The organism is Variovorax sp. EBFNA2 (assembly GCF_033802765.1).
Classification (GTDB): Bacteria; Pseudomonadota; Gammaproteobacteria; order Burkholderiales; family Burkholderiaceae_C; genus Variovorax; species Variovorax paradoxus_H.
The window spans coordinates 484,633-503,695 of record NZ_CP138497.1 but is presented as its reverse complement, the minus strand read 5'-3'; the positions used below and the strand labels follow the sequence as shown (position 1 = coordinate 503,695).

The following is a 19,063-nucleotide window of genomic DNA, read 5'->3' as shown; positions in this document are numbered from 1 at the left end:
CACGAGAGCTATTTTGGGCTGCGCTGACTGTGGTCCTGCAAGGTCAGGCCGATCAACCGCGAGACCACGGCTGCCAAGTAAATCAAGCCGGCGAACATCTCCAAGCTGGCCAATGACCGCGCATGCGCGGACACGGGAATGACATCTCCGATGCCAGTGCTTGATAACAGGGCGAAGCTTAGAAATACGAGTTCGGTCCAGCTGCGGGGCGCCTCCGGATGGATCGCTGCGGCGAAGGATCCCGGCTGGAGCGCCTGCAATAACGTAAAGAGATAGGCGAAGCCCCACGCGATCAAGGTGAATGTTGCGCCCGCAGCATAGAGCTCGTCTTTGGTGGCCTTGCGGTCGGCCATCATGTAGGCGATTAAGCAGCCGGCGGCATAGAAATAGAAAGCAGCTTCGAGCCCGGCCGACCATGGCAACAGCTGCGGCATGCCGAACCAAGCCTGCAATGCCAGCAGCACGATGGCTGGAACAGCGATCGTCACCGAAATCCAGGTATATCCCGGCGTACGTCTCACCATCCTCGTGGTGATGCCCAGCACCACCATCCCAAAAATCCCGAAGCCGATGCGATCCGTATCGGCTTGCTCGATGAACGGGTACAGGACGATTCCGAGAAGCTGCACGATCAACAGGATCGCACTTGGATGACGCTTCGTGTGAATGATCAGGCGCAGGGGGTTCATTGAATGATTGTCCGGCAATCACATCGAGCCGACCGACAGCCCTGCCTCCTTGGAGGGCCACGGGAGAGCAAGCACACCAGGGATGAGACATTTGGCCGCCCGTTCCGGTCCGCGCGGCTGGGTCAAGACAGCACATGTGCGAGGAGCGCAACCAGAATGGATGCGGCGCCTCGGGTCCGAAAGTTCCGCTGCAACAGAGATGAGACTGAAGCTCGTCGCCATCACATCGTCTTGACCGCGCTGCTTGCTTGGCGCGGGTCTTTACCTCCACCGCGCAACTGTGCCCTCCTCCGAGTCCGTACACCGCGATCTGGGCATTGACGCGACCCGTCGTGCCGGCGTTCATCGCGCAGGGCGATCGTGCTCAAGCCCGTGCTGCCGGAGGCGGCGAACTTCACGCGGACCTTCTGGAACGGCGCCAGCGGCAACCAAGCAACTGGCGGCATGCGGGCGACACGGAATTTCCTGCTGCACGCGGCACAGGCGCAACGGGAACAGCTGCCGCCGCTCTCTGATGGAAACCGAACGCCGCGCTCGCCCGGGATCTCAGTGCCGGGGCGGCGCGATGTCCGGAAAGTTCTGCGCCACGAAGGCCACGACGAAGGCCTGAGGGTCCGCACGCAGCGCCTGCGTTTGCGCCTGGTCGATGTAGCCGCGCCAGAACTGACGGATCTTGTCGGGCAAGTCGTGGGCAAAGCCCATCTGGCCGCCCACGATCTCCTGCCAGGTGCCGCTCGCATCGAAGGTCTTCGCGAGCCGGGGCTCCAACGCCTCGAGCGTAGCCCTTTGCGCATCGTCGAGCTGGTCGATGGCGTCCAGCACAAAACAATCCACCAGCCGCAGCAGCGGCCTTCCTTCGTATCTGCTCATCGTCGGTTGCAGCCCTTCGGCCGGCATTCATTCACTCGTCGTCAATCGGCATGGACCGGGGTTTCGGAAGCGGCCAAAGTATGCCCGCCCCGGGTTGTCACGTCCGCCGGCGCCGCCTGGTGCGCTTCGGCAAGATCGTTCAGGTAACCCCACAGCCGCTCGGCCTGCGCGGCCAGCGGTTCGGGACGCCGCAGCAAGGTGAAGCGCAGCGGCACGTCGAACGCCGGGTCGCCGGCCCTGACCAGCCGCCCCGCACCCAGGTCTTCGCGCACCAGCGTTTGCGGCAGCCAAGCCACCCCGAGGCTCGACAGCGCCATGAATCGGAGCCCATCGGTCAGGCTCGCGCTGTGGTTCTGCTGCAGCGGCAGTTCGCCGTGACGTTTCAGCAGGGGTTGCAGCGACCAGCCCAGATGGCACTCCGCGGCATAGCCCAGGAATGAAACCGGCTCGCCCGCGCGGCCGTGCAGGTCGAACAGGGGCCGCCCCGCCGCATTGGGCGCGCTGACGGGCACGAGGCGCTCGCGGCCGAGTTCGAGCACCCGGTGGTCGCCGGCCTCCAGCACCACGCCGAGTCGTTCTGCCACCGTTCCGGCCTCGTCGAACAGCGCCACCACATAGTCCGCAGAACCGTCGCCGAGCAGCTCCATGCATTCCGGCAGATTGTCGGAGTCCACGCTGAACTTGGCCGTCTTGAAGTCGTTGTGCAATCGGGGCACCCAGTCGGGAAAGAACACCGCCGACATGATGTGCGGCGCGGCAAAGCGGATGCGCAACTGCCTGTCTTCGCCATCGGCCTTGATGGACTTGCGCAAACCCTCCAGCGCATAGACCACCTCGGACGACACGGCCTGCAAGCGCTGTCCCGCGTGCGTGAGTTCAAGCGCCGTCTTGCGCCTGTCGAAAACCGGCGCGCCCAGCCATTGCTCCAGCCCCTGGATGCGCCGGCTCAGTCCCGACACCGACACATGGCAGCGCTCGGCCGCGCGGCTGAAGCTCCTGGTCTGGCACAGGACAAGGAAGTCCTTGAGAGTAACCAAATCGATCATGTTGCGGTTTTCTCAAACAGTTGCGGCGGCAAAAGTCTACATCTCCACAAATGGAACGCGATGGCTTTCAAGGGCCCTTGGATTGCGGATTTAGCAAAACACCGGCCAAACAAATCAACACGTACCGGCCCGCAAAAAAACAGAATTCCTGCACTTTCAACCCATGAGTCGCAGATGCCGCACCTTCAGGAACAACAACAGCAGCAACGTCTTCGCGGCGTGCTCGCCCCCGTCCTCACACCGTTCGATGCCCAATTGAAGCCCGACGCGGCGCGCTTTGCGCACCTGTGCCGGTGGCTGGTGGCGCAGGACTGCGGGCTCGCCATGTTCGGCACCAACTCGGAGGGCAACTCGCTCAGCGTGGACGAGCGCATCGACCTGCTGCAGCACGTCGTGGAGGCAGGCGTGCCAGCCGCGCGGATGCTACCGGGCACGGGCAGTTGCTCACTGACCGATGCCGTGCGCCTGACACGGGCGGCGGTCGAACACCACTGCGCCGGCGTGCTCGCGTTGCCGCCGTTCTATTACAAGAGCATCACCGACGACGGCTTGTTCGCCTTCTTCAGCGAGGTGATCGAACGCGTGGGCGACCGGCGCCTGCGCGTTTACCTGTATCACATTCCACCGGTGGCGCAGGTCGGCTTTTCCCATGCGCTGGTCGAGCGGCTGCTGCGGCGCTACCCGGGCGTGGTGGCCGGCATGAAGGACACCGGCGGCGACTGGGCCTACACCGAGCGCGCCCTTTCGCTTTTTGGTCACGAGGGCTTCGATGTCTTCGCCGGTACGGAAACCATCCTGCTCGACACCCTGCGCCATGGAGGCGCGGGCTGCATCTCGGCCACTGCGAACGTCAACCCGGGAGCGATCGTGCGGCTGTTCCAGACCTGGAAAGACGAGAGCGCGCCCGCGCAGCAGGACGCGCTCAACGCCGTGCGTGCGAAGTTCGCGGCGTACCCGTTGATTCCCGCCATGAAATCGGCCATTGCCAGCGCAACGCAAGACGCGCAATGGGCCCGCGTGCGGCCCCCGCTTGAAGCGCTCGACGCCATGCAGCAGGAGGCCTTGCAGCAAGCGCTACGCAGCGCGGCCTTTGCCATCGACGGCCTGGCCTGAGCAGGTTCTTCCTTCGATGCAAAGCGACGCCTGCACCGCGATGTACGGCGCGGCACATTTCACCGAGGCCGAGCTGACGCGCCTGCGCGGCGAAACGCGGGCGTGGGGCCGGTATGCGCACTTTGCGCACGGTTCGGCAAGCCTGCCGCCCGATGCGGTGTACGCGGCCTGGCATGCGTGGCTGGACACAGAAAGAGCCGCCGGCGCACACCGTGCGGCCGAGCAACACGCCGCTGCATTGCGCTCGGTGCGCGCCAGCGTCGCACGGCTCGTCGGTGCGCAGGCCCACCAGATCGCCTTTTTCGATTCCGCCAGCCGCGCCTGGTCCACCGCGGTGAGCGCGGCGCTGAGCGGCGAACGGCCCGTGCACGTCGTCACCACGCACGACGAATACGGTGCGAACGCGCTGTACCTACTGGCGGCTGCGCAACGCGGGCGGCTTGCCTTCTCGGTCATGTCGGCCAGACCCGCCGAGGCATCGTTTCTCGAAAGGCTGGACGATCAACTCGACCGCATCGCCGATGCGGCCCACCTGCCCGTGGTCTCGCTCCCGGTGGTGCCGACTTCGTGGGGCGTCGCCACGCCACTGGCAGGCGTGGCGCAACGTGTGCACGCGCGCGGCGGCCTGCTGCTGCTGGACGCCAGCCACGCCGTGGGGCAACTGCCTGTGGACATGCGCGCACTGGACTGCGACATGCTGGTGTTCCCTGCGCGCAAGTGGCTGCGCGGGCCCAAGGGCCTGGGCGTGTTGTGCCTTTCCGAACGCGCACTGGCCCGGCTCGACGCGCCTGACGCGGTCGACGTGGCGGGCGCCCAATGGCTGACGGGCACGTGCGTGCTGCCGCACGCCGATGCCCGGCGCTTCGAAGGCAGCGAGTTTCATCCCGGCCTTCGGTTGGCGCTCGGCGCGGCGTGCGACAGCGCGCTATCGGCCGGCCCCGCGCGCATCGCCGACCAGAACACACGGGTTCGCGAAAGCACGGCCAGCACGCTCGAAGCCCGCCTCGGATGGCAGCCACTCGAAGCCGGCCATGCCCGGGCCACCGCCCTCATGACCTATGCGCTTCCCGAGGCCGTGGGCGATGCCGAGGGGTTCGTCCGCCGTCTGGGCGAAGCCGGTGTGAACGTATCGCTCGTGGGCACCCAGCATGCGCGCTGGGCCCTCGAAGCTGCGGGCGCTGGCGGGCCCCTGCTGCGGCTGACGCCGCACTACCTCACCGACGACGAAGAGATCGAACGCCTGGTGCTGGCCCTCGAGGCGCTGGTGCCGACAGGCAGCGGCTGATTTCCCCTCGCCCCCGATTGCCGATCAACACAGGAGACAAAATGAAAACCCGAAAACACTCGAAACCCGGCCGCTTCGCCGGCCCACTGATCGCGGCGGCGCTTGCCGGCACAGTCCCGGCAGCGATGGCGCAGACCTATCCCGTGAAGCCGATCACGGTGGTCATCCAGTACCCCGTGGGCGGCCCCTCGGACCTGCTCGCACGCGTCATTGCACCGCGCATGCAGGCCATCCTGGGGCAGCCGCTGATCATCGAGGCCAGGGTGGGCGCCGGGGGCAACATCGGCACCGACATGGTGGCCAAGGCCAGGCCCGATGGCTACACCCTGCTGCTGTCGTCCAGCGGACCGCTGGCCATCAGTCCGTGGCTCTATGCCAAGCTGCCCTACAGCCCGTTGAAAGACTTCACGCCCGTGGTGCAGATCGCCGCCGTGCCGCTGGTGCTGGAGGTCAACGACGCCAACCCGGCACGCAACGCAGCGGCCTTTCTCAAGACACTGAAGGCGAGCCCCGGCAAGTACAGCTTCGGATCGTCCGGCAACGGCACGCCGCAGCACCTGTCGTCCGTGCTGCTCGGATCGCTCGCGGGCATCACGGCCACGCACGTTCCCTACAAGGGACAGGCGCCGATGGCCAACGACCTGATGGGCGGACAGATCGATTTCGCGATCGACAGCATGGTGTCGGCCATGCCCAACCTCGCGACGGGCAGGCTGCGCGCGCTGGCGGTGACCGGCAGGCAGCGCTCGCCACTGTTGCCCGAAGTACCCACGCTCGAAGAAGCCGGCGTTCCAGGCTACGAAGCGCTTGCGTGGTACGGACTGCTGGCGCCGGCGGGCACGCCGCGCGCCATCGTCGACAAGCTCAACGAGGCCGCCCGCAAGGCGCTGGACACGCCGGCCGTGCGCGAGCAGGTGGCCAAGCTGGGGAGTACGCCAGTGCATGGAACACCCGAGCAGTTCGGCGCCTTCATCAAGACCGAGCACGACAAGTGGGGGCCCATCGTGAAGAGCACCGGCGCCATCGTCGATTGAACGGGCGAGAACCCCGCATACCTCCGCATACCCCTGCCCCGCATGAAAATCACCAGCATCGAGGAACGCACCGTTCCCATCGTCACGTCGCTGCGCAACGCGCGCGTGGACTTCAGCGAGATCACCGCCAGCGTGGTGGCCATCGCCACCGACCAGTTTCGCGAAGGCCGCAGGGTCGTCGGCTACGCCTTCAACTCCTTCGGCCGCTACGCCTGCGGCGGCCCTCTGCGCGAACGCTTCATTCCGCGATTGCTGCGCGCCGCGCCCCATGAGCTGAACGACCCGGACACCGGCATCGTCGGCCCCGGCCGCGCGGTCGATGTACTGCTGCAGCGCGAGAAAGCCGGTGCGCATGCCGAACGCTCCATGGCCGTCGGCACACTGGAACTGGCGCTCTGGGACATCGTCGGAAAAATGCGCGGCCTGCCGCTCTACCGCGTACTGGCCGAGCGCTTCGCCGAACCGGGCGCTGACGTTCCGCGCACCGTGCGGTGCTACGTCGGCGGCGGGTTCTACCGCGGCGCCAATGACCTCGCGCTGCTCTGCGACGAAGTGAGCGGCCATCTCGACGCCGGCTACACCGAGGTCAAGATCAAGGCCGGCGGGCTTGCGCTGGCCGACGACCTTCGGCGCATCGAATCGGTGCTGGCGCTGATCGGGAGCGGCTCGAGGCTCGCGCTCGACGCAAGCTGCGCCTTCCAACGCGACGAAGCGCTGGCCTTTGCGCGCGCCATTGCACCCTACGACCTGCGATGGCTCGAAGAGCCTTGCGACCCAGCCGACTTCGAAACCTATCGCGCGGTCGGCGAAGCCTATCCGGGCACCGTGGCGGGCGGCGAGAACCTCTTTTCTCGCGAGGAAGCGGACAACTTCCTGCGCTACGGGTGCTTCGGCGGACGCGTCGTGCTGCAGCCCGACCCACCGCTGGCCTACGGCATCCGCGAACTGCACCGCATCGTCGAAGTGGCGCGGGCACACGGCGTAGGCCGCCAGAACATCGTCCCGCACGGCGGCAACATGATGTCCCTGCACGCAACCGCAGGCCTGGGTCTGGGGAGCGCAGAGTCGTACCCCGGGCTGTTCGAGCCTTTCGGTGGCTTCAGCCGCGAGGTCCAGGTGAGCAATGGGTTCGCGACCCTGCCCTGTGCACCAGGCATCGGCTTCGAGGAGCAGCCGGCGCTGTACGCGATCTTCCGGGAACTCGCGCAGCGGCAAGGGGCCTGAACGCTGATGACGCACGAGGAAGGCGACAGCCAGCGTTGAAACGCACCCGCGGGTGTGCCAAGCTGTCGCATACCACTGCTTTCTCAGTACGCAGAAGGAGACCGGCATGCCACGCCACCGCCCCGCCCGCTTGACCCACATCGCCGGCATCGGCGTCGACCGCATGGGCGCCATTGCCGACGACGTGGACGGGCCGCCCTTTCTTCGGCTCGAGAACCTCGATGTCGACATTCCGCCCGACCCCGAGGCCATCGAGCGCACCGCGCGCGCCGCCTCGGAAGATTCGGACAACAGCTACCTTCCCTTTGTCGGCCAATCTCGCTTGCGCGACGTGGCGGCGCGGCATGTGTCGGCGTTGTCGGGCGTGGCGTACAACGGCGCGCGCAACTGCGTGATCTCGGCCGGCGGGCTCTCGGGCATCCTCAATGCGCTGCTCGCGACGGTCGAGGTAGGCGACGAAGTGCTGGTGACCGATCCGACCTACGCGGGCCTGCTCAACCGCATCCGGCTCGCGGGCGGCACGCCGAAGTACGTGCCGTTTGTGTTCAACCCCGGAGGCGAATGGAAGCTCGACCGCGGCGCGCTGCAGGCTGCTGTCAGTCCGCGGGTGCGCGTGATGCTGCTGATGTCGCCTTCGATGCCCACGGGCGGCTGCTTCGACGAAGACGACTGGCGCGCCATCGCCGCGCTGTGCGTGCAGCACGACTTGACGCTGATTCTCGACACGGCCATGGAAAGGCTGCTGTACGACGGACGCAAGGTGATCCATCCGGCGGGCCTGCCCGGCATGGCCGAGCGCACGATCACGGTGGGCTCGTCGGCCAAGGAACTGCGCATGATCGGCTGGCGCGTGGGCTGGACTGTGGCGCCCGAAAGCTACATGTCCGACCTCGTGGCCGTGTCGCTCGCCAACGTGGTGGTGCCGGTGGGCATCGCGCAGGACGCGGTGGCAACGGCGCTCGAGCAGTCGGTGCGCACGCTCGCGCCCTATGTGGCCGAATTGGAACGCCGACGCGACACGGTGCTCGGCGAACTCAAGGGACTACCGGTCGGCGTTCCGGCCGGCGGCTGGTCGCTGCTGCTGCGGGCGACTGACTTCGGCATCGATGGGCAGACACTGTCGCAGCGGCTGCTGGAAGCACGCGTCTGCGCCACCGCCATGCAGGGCTGGGGCCAGGTGCACGGCGCGCAGTACCTGCGTCTTGTTTTCTCCAACGAGCCGGTCGAGCGACTCCGCGGGCTGGGCGACAAGGTACGTGCGGCACTGGGCGCCTAGAGGCTAGCCCAACGTGCCGACGCGCACCGCACCTGCGTACACGCCCACGAGGGACCGTCTTCCATCAATGATCCTCGCTCGCAGACAGGCCGGGACTGCCTCGAGGGAAGGAATGTCGGACTTGGGCACGACGAGCGTGCGCAGGCCCAGATGGGCTTTGTGCGCAAGGTGGCCAACCGCGTGATCTTCATGGACCGCGGCAGCATCGTCGAAGACTGCCCTAGGAAGGGTTCTTCGGCAACGGCCGCGTGCCCCGACCGCGCCCAGCAGTTCCTCTCGAAGATCCTCCAGCACTGAGCGCCGGCAGCGCGGATCCCGGGAAATACGAGGCCTGCCCCGCGGATCGACGGCAGCGTCGCGCGCTCGGGACACAAGTTCCAGCGGCGCACACATGCGCACCGCCGGCAACCCAGCGCTCCTGCGTCTGAACAAGCAGGCGCTGGTGGCGAGCGCGGTTGTCTGCCCGCGCACATCCGAGCCCCGCGCTGACGTACGGATTTCCTCGCCGGCAGGTGTCAAAAAACCGTCCCAGGGCGGGTTCAATGCCACTGAATGCGCCCATAAGGGCCGGCGAGTTCGCTTGTGTCCCCACGCGTGTCCCTCGGCTAGCAGCACGCTTGCTGTTGCACCCGCTGCACTCCCTCCAGTCCCGTTTATCGAAACAAATCGACTTGAGAGTGGACTTCGCTGCTTCCCGCCTCTTCGGATTCCTTAGGGAAAGTACCATTTAACGGAACAATATCGGCAGAGAACAATCCTCTTCGTCCATTGGTTCCAATCAATGGACTTTTTAAACAGGAGACGACTCTCGTGCACCGCCCCTTTCATCGCCGTCCGCTAGGCAAGCTGCTGCCTGCGCTCGTGCTCGTTCCTCTGGCCGGCATTGCCACAGCACAGTCCAATGTGACGATCTACGGCCTCATGGACATCGCCACCGGGAAATACGACGGAACCAACGTCAAAACGATGGGTACGGGCGCCACGAGCCGGCTCGGGTTCCGCGGGGCCGAAGACCTGGGGGGAGGTCTCAAGGCCATCTTCCAACTTGAAACCCAGATCAATCCCGACGATGGCACGCAGTTCAACGCCACGACGTACTTCGGAGGGCGCTCGACCGTGGGCCTGGAAGGCGCCTTTGGACGCGTGACCGTGGGACGAGACATCAATCCCAGCCACTATGTCGAAGCGGGGGCCGATCCCTTCGGGCAGGACGGCCTGGCGGGCGGCTACGGCGCCCGAGGCGGCATTTCCCGAGGCAACGGGGCACCGGGTGCGATCGATACCGTGCGAACGAACAATTCGATCAACTACGCGTTGACCATGGCTGGCTTCACGCTGCGCGCCCAAAGCGCCATGCGCGAAGGCACAGATCCCACGGGCAACCGACCCTATGCGGCGTCCCTGATCTATGCATCCGGTCCCGTCCAGGTCGGCGTGTCGTACATCAACCCATCCAGGCCGCGCGACCACTGGGCCTACCTGTCGGGTCAGTACGATTTCGGCGTGCTGCGGCTGTACGGGGGCATCGGTTCAGGCACCAACACGGCCGCGCAAGCCATTCGCAACCAGATGGTCGGCGTGAACGTTCCTGTCGGCGCCGGCAACATTCGGGTGTCCTACACGCGCACCAAGGCGGACGATCAATTGATCCAGTCGCGGGTTGCCGTGGGCTACTACCACTACCTGTCGAAGCGCACCGTTCTTTACACCGACGTGGTGCACGATCCCAAGGCGGCGGCATTCGCCTATACCGCCGCCAAGGGCTGGGCTTCAACCGGCAAGACTATCGGCAAGACCGGCTACGACTTCGGTCTGCGGCATTACTTCTGATCAGCGAGGCGCGGGCCGCAAGCAGCCGCGCCGCCCCTTCGAGGACGCGGTCACTTTCATGGTTGTTTTTATGCGCGAGCGCGCGAATCAGGGCGACGCGTCAACCTGCGAAGGCGGCTTCGGGCAGGCCTCGCGCATCTTTCAGCTGAATGGAAAAAAGCGATCCCGACAGCGGCGCTGTTGCGAGTTGCGCTTCGCTGAGGCGCAACGAGGCACTCGTGACATACAGCGTGTCCAGGTTGTCCCCGCCGAAGCAGCAACTCGTCGGACGAGGAACCGGCACACGCAGGCGCTGCATGAGTTGGCCTTCCGGTGAAAAGCGCGCGATCTGCCAGGCGTCCCAGAGGGCGACCCATAGACAACCCTGGTCGTCAACCGTCAGACCGTCGGGCTTGCCGTCGGAGGCGGCGATGGTGATCAGTGGACGCCGGTTGCCGACAGTGCCGGAGGCCAGATCGAAGTCGTACCGGTAGATGGTCTGACGGTACGTGTCGGTGACGTACATGGTCTTGTTGTCGGGGCTCCAGCCGATGCCGTTGGGCACCGTGAAGCCGGTGTCGACCTGCTTCCAACTGCCATTCGCCTCGATGCAAAACAGGTGTCCCCGGTTCGCCGCGGCGCCCATGTCCATGGAGCCGACCCACAGGCGCCCCCGCCGGTCGCATTTGCCGTCGTTGTAGCGAACGTTGGCCCGACCCGCTTCAGGGTGGCAAAAGGAGGTCAGCCGCCGCGTGGAAAGATCAAGTGCCATGACCCCGCCAGGGGTGGCAACCAGCAGGCCGCCGCTGGCTTTGGGCACCACCAGGCTGACCATCGTTCCCAACGGTGTCTCGGTGTCCACGCCTGTCGCCGCGTCGTATCGGTGCACGGACGGCGTGAGGATATCGACCCAGTACAGCGCGTTGTCGCGTGGTGACCATACCGGACCTTCGCCCAGGAGCGAACGCACTTCGCTCACGCAGACCACGTCGACGGATGACGCCGTCTCGGGCGGCGCCTGCGTTGCAATGGACATCGCCTTGCCTGCGGCGCTGTGCGAGATGTTGCGCGATGCCCCCATCAGTGCGGACGACAAGGTATGGGCTCGCGCCTCATCGAGCCGACTCGCGTCGGTGCTGATGGCGACCGCCCCGATGGGACGGCCTTCGTAGTCGAAGATGGGCGCAGCCACCGCCGCTCGATCCACGGCGCGCTCGCCCTGTTCGATCGCATAGCCGCGCGCGCGCACCAGGTCGAGTTCGGCATGCAGTTCCGTCGCCGTCACAATCGTGCGCGGCGTAAAGCGCTCGAGGTCGAGCGCCTGGATCAGGCGTCGCTGGCCAGAAGGATCCAGGCTCGCGGCAATGGCTTTGCCCGCAGCCGACGCATGCACCGGCAGGCGCTGCCCGACCGCGGATCGCACACCCTGCACCTCGCCCGCCGGCTCGCTGGCCAGGATGACCACGCACGTGCCATCGAGCAATGAGAGCTCCACCGTTTCGTTGAGTGCGTCACGCATTCGCGCAAGCTCTTCCTGCGCTGCCACGCGCAGATCGAACTCGCTCCACACATCGTGGGCCAGCTCGAGCAGGCGCAATCCGAGTTGAAAGGTCTTGTCGTAGGCGTTGTGCCGCAGCAATCCTTCGCGCACCAGCGTCGCGATGATGCGGTGCAATGTGGCCTTGGGCAGGTCACACGCGCGCAGCAGTTCGGTGAACGTCATCGGCGTGCGGCGTGCCGACACGATGTTCAGCAATTGCATCGCCTTTTCCAGCACACCGGGACCTGAAGCCGCCGGGCGCGCTGGGTCGGACGTTCGGCTGAGCCTGTCAGGCGATGGAGTTTTGGCTGTGCCATCTCCCTGAGAGGCGGCTCCAGTGGTGCTTGTCATGGATATGCGCAGAGAAGTTCCGAACAGCGGAACATTGGCCGAATTCTAGTGCGAGCCGCACCTGCGCATGGACGATCACAGGCTCATTCAAGCTTGATGCCGCGGCTGCGCACCAGGTCAGTCCATCGCGCAGTTTCATTGCGGACATGGTCGCGCAACTGTGATGGCGTGGATACCTGGGGAGTGACCCCGAAGCCCGCGAAACGCTCGCGCACGGCCGTCGTGGCGATGATTTCGCGCAGCAGCCCTGCGAGGCGCTCCACGCCTGCAGGGGGGACCTTCTTGGCGGCGAAGAGCGCGGCCCAGCCGGAGATCACGAACTCGTCGCCGAGAGTGCGCAGCACCGGCACACCGGTCAGATTCGCGAGAGGCTGCGCCGACGTGACGGCCACTGCGCGCAGGCGACCCGCCTGGATCAACGGCAGTGCGACCGGAAGATTCATCACGCCCATCGACACGGTGCCCGCCACCACATCGGGAATCAGCACGCTGTCGCCCTTGTAGGGAACCGGAAGGATGCGCGTGCCCAGCTTGCTGTTGAGCAATTCGGTCGTCAAGTGCGAGAGTGTGCCGACACCGCTGTTGCCAGCGCTCAACTCGCCCGCGCGTCCCCGGGACATGAGGTCGTCCAGGCTGCGCACCGGCGAGCCGGCGGCGACGGCGAGCACCAGCGGCTGCGTCGAGATCATCCCCACCGCCTGCAGGTCGCGCTGCACGTCGTAGCTCAGGTCGCTGCGCAGCGCCGGCAGGATGGTCATGGTGGTGCTCCCCATCAGCAGCGTGTGGTCGTCATTGCTCGAGGTCACCATGGCGGTTCCCGTGATCCCGCCAGCCCCCGGGCGGTTGTCGATCACCAGGGGCTGGCCCAGGCGTGGCCCGATCAGTTCCGCCAGGATGCGCACGGAGCCATTGCCCGCGCCCCCTGGCGCGAACGGAACGATCACGGTGACGGGGCGCGTGGGCCATGGCGCCTGGGCGCCGGCGAGCGTGGGCCAGAAGGAGGACGCTGCCGTTGCGCTCAGCAGAGCCAGCGCGCTTCGGCGGGAGAGCCGGGGATCGGTTCGTTGAAAGGTCATGGCCTGCGGGTCGGATCGGCGGCTCATTCGGCCTTGATGCCGGTGTCGGCCACCAGCTTCTTGTAGAACGCTGCTTCATCGCGCAGCGTCTTCGCGAACTCCGCGGCGCTGGAACCGACGCGCACCACGCCGCGGTCGCGCAACTTGGTTTCGGTGTCGGGCTGGCGCAGAAATGCCTGGATCTCGGTCGCGAGTTTGTCGACGATGGCCGGCGGTGTACCGGCGGGAGCCATCACACCGTGCCACGGATTCATCTCGAATCCTTTCACGGACTGGGCGATCGGCGGCACGTCGGGCGCGAAGTCTGCGCGCTGTGCGGTGGAAATGCCAAGCGCCCGCAGTTTGCCTGTTTGAACTTGCGGCCATGAGGTGGCTGCCGCGTCCATGGAGGCGTCGATCTGGCCTCCGAGCAGATCCGTCAGCATCGGTGCCGAACCTTTGTACCCGACATGGACCATCGAGGTGCCCGTCTTCTGCATGAACAGCTCCATGCCCACATGCAATGCCGAACCCGCGCCGGAAGAGCCGTAGCTGAGCTTGCCCGGGTGAGCCTTGAGGTACGCGACGAACTCGGGCAGTGTGCGCGCGGGCACCTTCTGCGGATTCACCACAAGAATCAGCGGCGTGATGCCCACCATCGTGACCGCGGCGAAGTCCTTCACCGGATCGTAGGGAAAGGACTCGGGCCTCACGGCCGGGTTGATGGCATTGGCGGCAACATTGCCCATGCCGATGGTGTAGCCGTCTGGCGCGGCCTTCGCGACCACCGCCATTCCCACGCTGGAGCCGGCGCCGGGTTTGTTGTCGACCACCACCGCCTGCCCCCACTTGGTCTGCAGATGCGTGGCAATCATGCGCGCCATCACGTCCGCAGCGCCGCCTGCCGGCACCGGCACCACGAATTTGATCGGCTTGGTCGGGTAGGCGGGGACGGCAGGCTGCGCATGCGCGCCGCTGAAGGCGGGCAGCACACAGGCGAGCGCCAGGCGCAGGACGATTCTTCTGTCTTTGTGAAACACGATCCGGTCTCCTTGCTTTTGTTTCAGGCCGCCGCCCATCCAGCGATCAACGCTTGGGCTCGACGGGTCAACTCCTGGATGCCGATGCCCGGCGCATACAGGCTCGATCCGATGCCAACGCCTGCAGCACCGGCGCTCTTGTAGGCGCCGATGTTGTCGGCACTGACACCGCCGACGCTGAACATCGGGGTGCCGGCAGGAAACACGGAGGACCATGCGCGCAGGGCGGCAGTACCGAGCAGTTCGGAGGGGAAAAGCTTGAGCGCATCACATCCCGCGGCCAGCGCAGCAAAGCCCTCGGTCGGCGTGGCGACACCCGGCATCGAATACAGCCGGCGCTTTTTGGCTTGGTGCACCACCTGCGCATCGAAGTGCGGGGACAACACCAGCTGAGCACCCGTGTCGGCGACGCGATCGACCTGTTCGGCATCCATGACGGTGCCTGCGCCGACAGACAGGCGGTCACCGAATTCGCGCACGAGGGCTTCGATGCTGACGAACGCCTGCGGGGAATTGAGCGGCACCTCGATGCAGCCGATGCCGCACGCCTGCAGTGCATGCCCCACCGCCAGCACTTCGCCGGGCGTGATCCCACGCAAGATTGCAATGACGCCCTTCATGCGCGTTCCTTCACAAGTCCGGCTTCGACAGCGACGCGCCATTGGCCCCGCGTGGTCGCGCCCTCGCTTGCCCGGCGCGAATCCACTCCGGCGATGCCCAGCGCGGTTTCGTACCGGCCGCACAGATCGTCGTCACCGAGCAAGGTGACGCAGCGTTGGGGATGGCGCGCCGTCGCGCTCGCGATTTCCAGACCGATCAATATGCCCGAGAGGTAATCAGGCAAGCCCCGAGGATCGACGTCTCCCATGAGACCGGCCGTACGCGCCGCGAAGATGACGTGCAGGGCATTGTCATGTTGTGTCAAACCCAGTCTGACACCTGCATCAAAGGTTTCGGGGCGAGCCGTCCCGAACTCCATGAGCCGTCCGAGGATGCCGTGCTTCGTCAGCAGGCCATAGAGCTCGCCGGTCATGAAAGTCTCGAAGCGATCGACGTTGCCCTCCTCGCCCAGCCATGCCCATTTGCTGTGCGTGCCCGGCAGCACGCAGCAGTCGCCAGCGGCCAGGCCCGCGCCCCACAGCTGGGTTTCCTCACCGCGCATGACATCGTGCACCGCGTCGGCACCGAAGCAGCGGATACCGGGCACGATGTGCAGCACCGCGCCGGGCCTGACCTCGACTTTCACCAACTGTGCAGCGGCCGCCGGCAGGCTCGCCGGGCATGCGATGTAGGGCGCCTCCTGCCAGCCCTGGCGGCTGCCGATCATGCCGCTCGCAATCAGAGGCACCGCATGCGTGTCGATCCAGTCACCGCACAGGGCGAGCAATGCGTCGGCGAAACGCCGCTCGGGCACGGCCATCACGCCGCCCGAAGCGCTGCGCGTTTCGAGCAGATCGCCCTGCGCGTCGAGCAAGCTGGCGCGCAGGTTGGAAGTGCCCCAGTCGATGGCAATCAATGACGCCTTCATTGCGAGCCGCCCTTCTTTCTCAGGAATTGCCAGATGTGTGGGGCGGGCTCAATGCCGAGTCCGGGCCCGTCAGGAAGGTGAAAAGCGCCGGCGTCGCAACGCATGGCGGTGTGCACGTACTGCAGATTGCGGTCGAACACGGAGTGCTGGTACTCGTGCATCGGTGCATTGGGCAGCGCCGCCGTCGCGTGCAGGCTCGCGGCCTGGTAGATGCCCAGCCCGATGCTGGCGTGCGGAATCACTTTCATGTGAAAGGCATTCGCCATGCGCCCGATCTGCATGAACTGGCTGATGCCCGTGTGCCCCATCTCGGGCTGCACGATCGACATCGCACGCCGCTCCAGACGCGGGCGGTACTCGAAGACGGTGCGCCACTCCTCTCCCAGCGCGAGTGGCACCCGCACGCTCGCACCCACGTGAGCTTGGCCCTCGATATCCTCCGGCTGGCAGGGTGCTTCGACAAAATAGGGGTTGTAGGGGGCGAGCTGGTCGATGAGTTGGACGGCTTCCTGCGCCGTGAACTTCCAATGCAGGTCGACCATCAGCTTGACCTTGTCGCCCAGGCCTTCGCGCAGCGTTCGCATCTCGGCCACGATGCCATCGAACGAGACGGCCGCGTGGTACTTGAAGGCGTCGAAGCCTCTCGCGACGAAGCTGCGCGCGAGTTCGAGCCGGGCCTCCAATGTCGCCCCCGGAAGGCCGGACACATAGGCTGGCACGGTCTCGTGGCGCTGACCGCCGAGCAACTTCACGACGGGCTGGCCGAGCAGCTTGCCGAACAGATCCCACACCGCGATGTCCACGCCAGCGATGGCGTCGACATAGAACCCTCCGAAGAACCCGCGCACGCGCATCAGGTCATAGAGGTCTTCTTGGATCACCACCGCGTCGCGGGGATCGCGCCCCACGATCACCGGACCGATCACGTCGTCGATGATGCTCGTGACCGCATCGGGCGCGACGATGCCGTAGGTCTCGCCCCAGCCGATCGTGCCGTCGTCGGCGGTGATCTTTATCAAGACGGACATGTCCGTCGATGGATAGATCGCCCGGTTTCCGCTGCGCACGAGATAGCCGCGGTCGTTGATTTTTTCGCCGGGCCCGAGGGGCCCGAGATAGGGCGTATCGCGGGGCAGCGAGACGATGAAGCTCTCGACCTGCGCGATCTTTGCAAAGCCGGTCATGGCAACTGGTCCTGCGCAAGCAGCAGGTCGTCGATGTCCAGCAGGAAGGCGTCCACGTCGGCCTTGTCCATCTCATCAAGCAGCGGCCCAGGCATACGCTGGCGGGTCTCGGCGATCAGGCCCCGCTTCTTGAGCACGTACTTCGTCAGTGACCATCGAAAAACGGCCTGCACGTTCAATACAGGCAGCATGCGCGTAAAAAGCGCGCGGACGCGGTCCGCATCTCCTTCGCGATGCGCCTTGAACAAGGCCGTATGCACTTCCGCCAGTTCAATGGCCGGCATGGTTCCGGCGGCGCCCCGGCGCAGTTCGTCGGTGATGTAGCGCCCTCCCGCGCCGCCGAAAACGCCGAGCAGGTTGGCCGGCGCCTTCGCGCGCAGTACCGAAAGACGCTGACCGCTCGGCAACGTCTCTTCCTTGACGTAACGGATCGACGGAACGGCCTGCAGAACCTCGATCAGAACTTCCGGGTCCAAACCCGCCCCTACGGGAGGGGGCACGTTCTGCAACATGAGAACGGCGCCGCCCGCCGCCTTGGCGACTTCCTTGAAGTAGACGATCTGTTCGGCCGCGTTTTTACGATCCGGTGGCACCGCCACCATCAGCGCCGCCGCCCCGCGTTCGGTCGCGGCAACGGCAAGGCGGATGGTGGTCGCAGCGTCGCTGCTCGAGACGCCGGCGATCACCGGCACCCGGCCTGCCACTTCGGCAAGCACGAGATCAACGAGCGCTTGTCGCTCGTCAACAGTCAACTGACCCACTTCGCTGGCGACGCCCGGATAGGTCAGTCCATCCACCCCGCACCGGAGCAGGTAGTCGACAAGCTTGCGCAGGGACGCCGTGTCGGGATTTCCGTGGGCGTCAAAAGGGGTAGGAAGAACGGGGAATACACCCGTTAGCGAGGAAAGCGCAGTCATGGTGCTCAACTATTTTGTTCCGATGAATGGAATTATCGAGTTTCAAACTCAGATCCTCATCCGTGTAAACACCTAGGCCCTACGTCCTGCCTCCCTGGAAACAGAGGGTCTTCGCGCGGACGTAGGCGTGAAACTCCCGAAGTGCCATCACATAATTCCATCTACCGGAAAATTACTTTGGGCCAACCAGAGGTTCCACATCACGGCGACCACCCGGCCAAGCGCTTGGCCTGCAGATCCTTCTTGCGCACTTGGGCGAAAAATCCAGGGTTATGGGTCTGATGCAATCCCCACAGGCCGACGGGGACGTCGCGGGCGTAGCGTTGAAGATGAATGCGCCCCTGGCAAGCAGATGGGCCGAGGCGCGCTCGGAGCACGGTTGGCGTCAATGTGCTATTCGTTGGTCTTGCTGTTAACGAATGAGGTCGCGCAGCGTGCCCCGTTCGAGGATCTGCGCCGTAAGCGTTTCATGGCCTTGAGCTGGCCCGTCATCTCCCAGAGCTCTTGCATCGCCTGGTTGCGCTGGGCCGCGAACTTGTCGGCGCGTCCTTGACCTTTACCCGCGCCGCTCGCTGTCTTCGAGCAGTGCCTGCCAGGTCGCGAGCGCGGCGTCCGCCCTTGGCTGTCGGCCCGCTCTTTGGCTTCGGTCGGCTGCTGCGCGTGCAAAATCCCATAGGCACCCGCCACCGCGAGAATCAGCGCCGGAAGTAGCGCGATCGGATTCCGCATTGGACGCCCGAGCGGAAATAGCAGAACTCAAGTTCGACGAAATTGACGCCAAGTCCTTCCGCATGTCCTTCTGGGAATGCCTGGTACTTGCCCACACAATTCTCGAACCGCTGTAACCGCAGACAGCCGAAGCCAACGCTGAGCGAAACCTACTCGAGTCGTCTACGACAGAGATGTCCAGCTTCGCACACGCACCATCAGCGGATGAAAATCGCCGCCGAGGCCGCACGCCCTCACCTTGTTGATATCGGCGTCAATTTCCATTCTGGGCAACTAGCGTCGATGACTGCCTCCCCTGGTGCGTGCAAAGGCTGCAGGCGTCATGCAGATTCTGGCAACGGGCACGTCGCTCGAAAACGCATGACGACCGGTC

Annotated in this window: 17 protein-coding genes and 1 pseudogene; 7 read left to right on the top strand and 11 right to left on the bottom strand. The window is 65.5% G+C overall.

Annotation, left to right across the window (positions count from 1 at the left end; genetic code table 11):
- Positions 1 to 8: 8 nt before the first annotated feature.
- The 3 genes from RZE79_RS32725 to RZE79_RS32715 form a co-directional block, all read right to left on the bottom strand.
- Positions 9 to 689 (bottom strand): ion channel, encoded by a 681-nt coding sequence (locus tag RZE79_RS32725; protein WP_319361463.1) that lies wholly within the window; start codon positions 687 to 689, stop codon positions 9 to 11.
- A 546-nt stretch (positions 690 to 1,235) separates the two neighbouring features.
- Complete coding sequence (locus tag RZE79_RS32720; protein ID WP_319361461.1) at positions 1,236 to 1,559, bottom strand: hypothetical protein; 324 nt, start codon at positions 1,557 to 1,559, stop codon at positions 1,236 to 1,238.
- A gap of 41 nt (positions 1,560 to 1,600) precedes the next feature.
- On the bottom strand, positions 1,601 to 2,605 hold the full coding sequence (locus RZE79_RS32715; protein ID WP_319361459.1) for a LysR substrate-binding domain-containing protein: 1,005 nt from the start codon (positions 2,603 to 2,605) through the stop codon (positions 1,601 to 1,603).
- A 174-nt stretch (positions 2,606 to 2,779) separates the two neighbouring features.
- Here RZE79_RS32715 and RZE79_RS32710 point away from each other — a divergent pair, with 174 nt between their 5' ends.
- The 7 genes and pseudogenes from RZE79_RS32710 (at position 2,780) to RZE79_RS32680 (ending at position 10,367) form a co-directional block, all read left to right on the top strand.
- The gene (locus RZE79_RS32710; protein ID WP_319361458.1) at positions 2,780 to 3,718 is read left to right on the top strand and encodes a dihydrodipicolinate synthase family protein; all 939 of its coding nucleotides are present in this window, start codon (positions 2,780 to 2,782) and stop codon (positions 3,716 to 3,718) included.
- Positions 3,719 to 3,734: 16 nt separating this feature from the next.
- On the top strand, positions 3,735 to 5,003 hold the full coding sequence (locus tag RZE79_RS32705) for an aminotransferase class V-fold PLP-dependent enzyme (protein ID WP_319361456.1): 1,269 nt from the start codon (positions 3,735 to 3,737) through the stop codon (positions 5,001 to 5,003).
- 41 nt (positions 5,004 to 5,044) lie between these two features.
- Positions 5,045 to 6,037: a tripartite tricarboxylate transporter substrate binding protein gene (locus tag RZE79_RS32700; protein WP_319361454.1), complete on the top strand. Its 993-nt coding sequence runs from the start codon at positions 5,045 to 5,047 to the stop codon at positions 6,035 to 6,037.
- Between the two features lie 42 nt (positions 6,038 to 6,079).
- Complete coding sequence (locus RZE79_RS32695; RefSeq protein ID WP_319361452.1) at positions 6,080 to 7,261, top strand: enolase C-terminal domain-like protein; 1,182 nt, start codon at positions 6,080 to 6,082, stop codon at positions 7,259 to 7,261.
- Between the two features lie 106 nt (positions 7,262 to 7,367).
- The gene (locus RZE79_RS32690; protein ID WP_319361450.1) at positions 7,368 to 8,537 is read left to right on the top strand and encodes a pyridoxal phosphate-dependent aminotransferase; all 1,170 of its coding nucleotides are present in this window, start codon (positions 7,368 to 7,370) and stop codon (positions 8,535 to 8,537) included.
- A gap of 147 nt (positions 8,538 to 8,684) precedes the next feature.
- A pseudogene (locus tag RZE79_RS32685) lies at positions 8,685 to 8,834 on the top strand (amino acid ABC transporter ATP-binding protein); the annotation flags it as partial.
- Positions 8,835 to 9,347: 513 nt separating this feature from the next.
- A complete protein-coding gene (locus RZE79_RS32680) occupies positions 9,348 to 10,367 on the top strand; it encodes a porin (RefSeq protein ID WP_319361448.1) in 1,020 nt (339 codons plus the stop codon).
- Positions 10,368 to 10,467: 100 nt separating this feature from the next.
- Here RZE79_RS32680 and RZE79_RS32675 read toward each other — a convergent pair whose 3' ends face one another.
- The 8 genes from RZE79_RS32675 to RZE79_RS32640 form a co-directional block, all read right to left on the bottom strand.
- Positions 10,468 to 12,108, bottom strand: a complete 1,641-nt coding sequence (locus tag RZE79_RS32675; RefSeq protein ID WP_319361446.1) for an SMP-30/gluconolactonase/LRE family protein — start codon at positions 12,106 to 12,108, stop codon at positions 10,468 to 10,470.
- Positions 12,109 to 12,320: 212 nt separating this feature from the next.
- Positions 12,321 to 13,340, bottom strand: coding sequence for a tripartite tricarboxylate transporter substrate binding protein (locus tag RZE79_RS32670; RefSeq protein ID WP_319361444.1), 1,020 nt, complete (start codon positions 13,338 to 13,340; stop codon positions 12,321 to 12,323).
- A complete protein-coding gene (locus tag RZE79_RS32665) occupies positions 13,337 to 14,371 on the bottom strand; it encodes a tripartite tricarboxylate transporter substrate binding protein (protein ID WP_319361442.1) in 1,035 nt (344 codons plus the stop codon). Before RZE79_RS32665 ends, RZE79_RS32670 begins: the two co-directional genes overlap by 4 nt.
- Positions 14,356 to 14,952: a 2-dehydro-3-deoxy-6-phosphogalactonate aldolase gene (locus RZE79_RS32660; RefSeq protein ID WP_319361440.1), complete on the bottom strand. Its 597-nt coding sequence runs from the start codon at positions 14,950 to 14,952 to the stop codon at positions 14,356 to 14,358. Before RZE79_RS32660 ends, RZE79_RS32665 begins: the two co-directional genes overlap by 16 nt.
- Positions 14,949 to 15,848, bottom strand: coding sequence for a 2-dehydro-3-deoxygalactonokinase (locus RZE79_RS32655; protein WP_373696588.1), 900 nt, complete (start codon positions 15,846 to 15,848; stop codon positions 14,949 to 14,951). Before RZE79_RS32655 ends, RZE79_RS32660 begins: the two co-directional genes overlap by 4 nt.
- Positions 15,849 to 15,856: 8 nt before the next feature.
- Positions 15,857 to 17,044, bottom strand: coding sequence for a mandelate racemase/muconate lactonizing enzyme family protein (locus RZE79_RS32650; protein ID WP_319361436.1), 1,188 nt, complete (start codon positions 17,042 to 17,044; stop codon positions 15,857 to 15,859).
- Positions 17,041 to 17,961 carry a dihydrodipicolinate synthase family protein gene (locus RZE79_RS32645; RefSeq protein ID WP_319361435.1) on the bottom strand — a complete coding sequence of 307 codons (921 nt, stop codon included), beginning with the start codon at positions 17,959 to 17,961 and terminating at the stop codon, positions 17,041 to 17,043. Before RZE79_RS32645 ends, RZE79_RS32650 begins: the two co-directional genes overlap by 4 nt.
- A 393-nt stretch (positions 17,962 to 18,354) precedes the next feature.
- Positions 18,355 to 18,690 (bottom strand): hypothetical protein, encoded by a 336-nt coding sequence (locus RZE79_RS32640; protein WP_319361434.1) that lies wholly within the window; start codon positions 18,688 to 18,690, stop codon positions 18,355 to 18,357.
- Between the last annotated feature and the right edge of the window lie 373 nt (positions 18,691 to 19,063).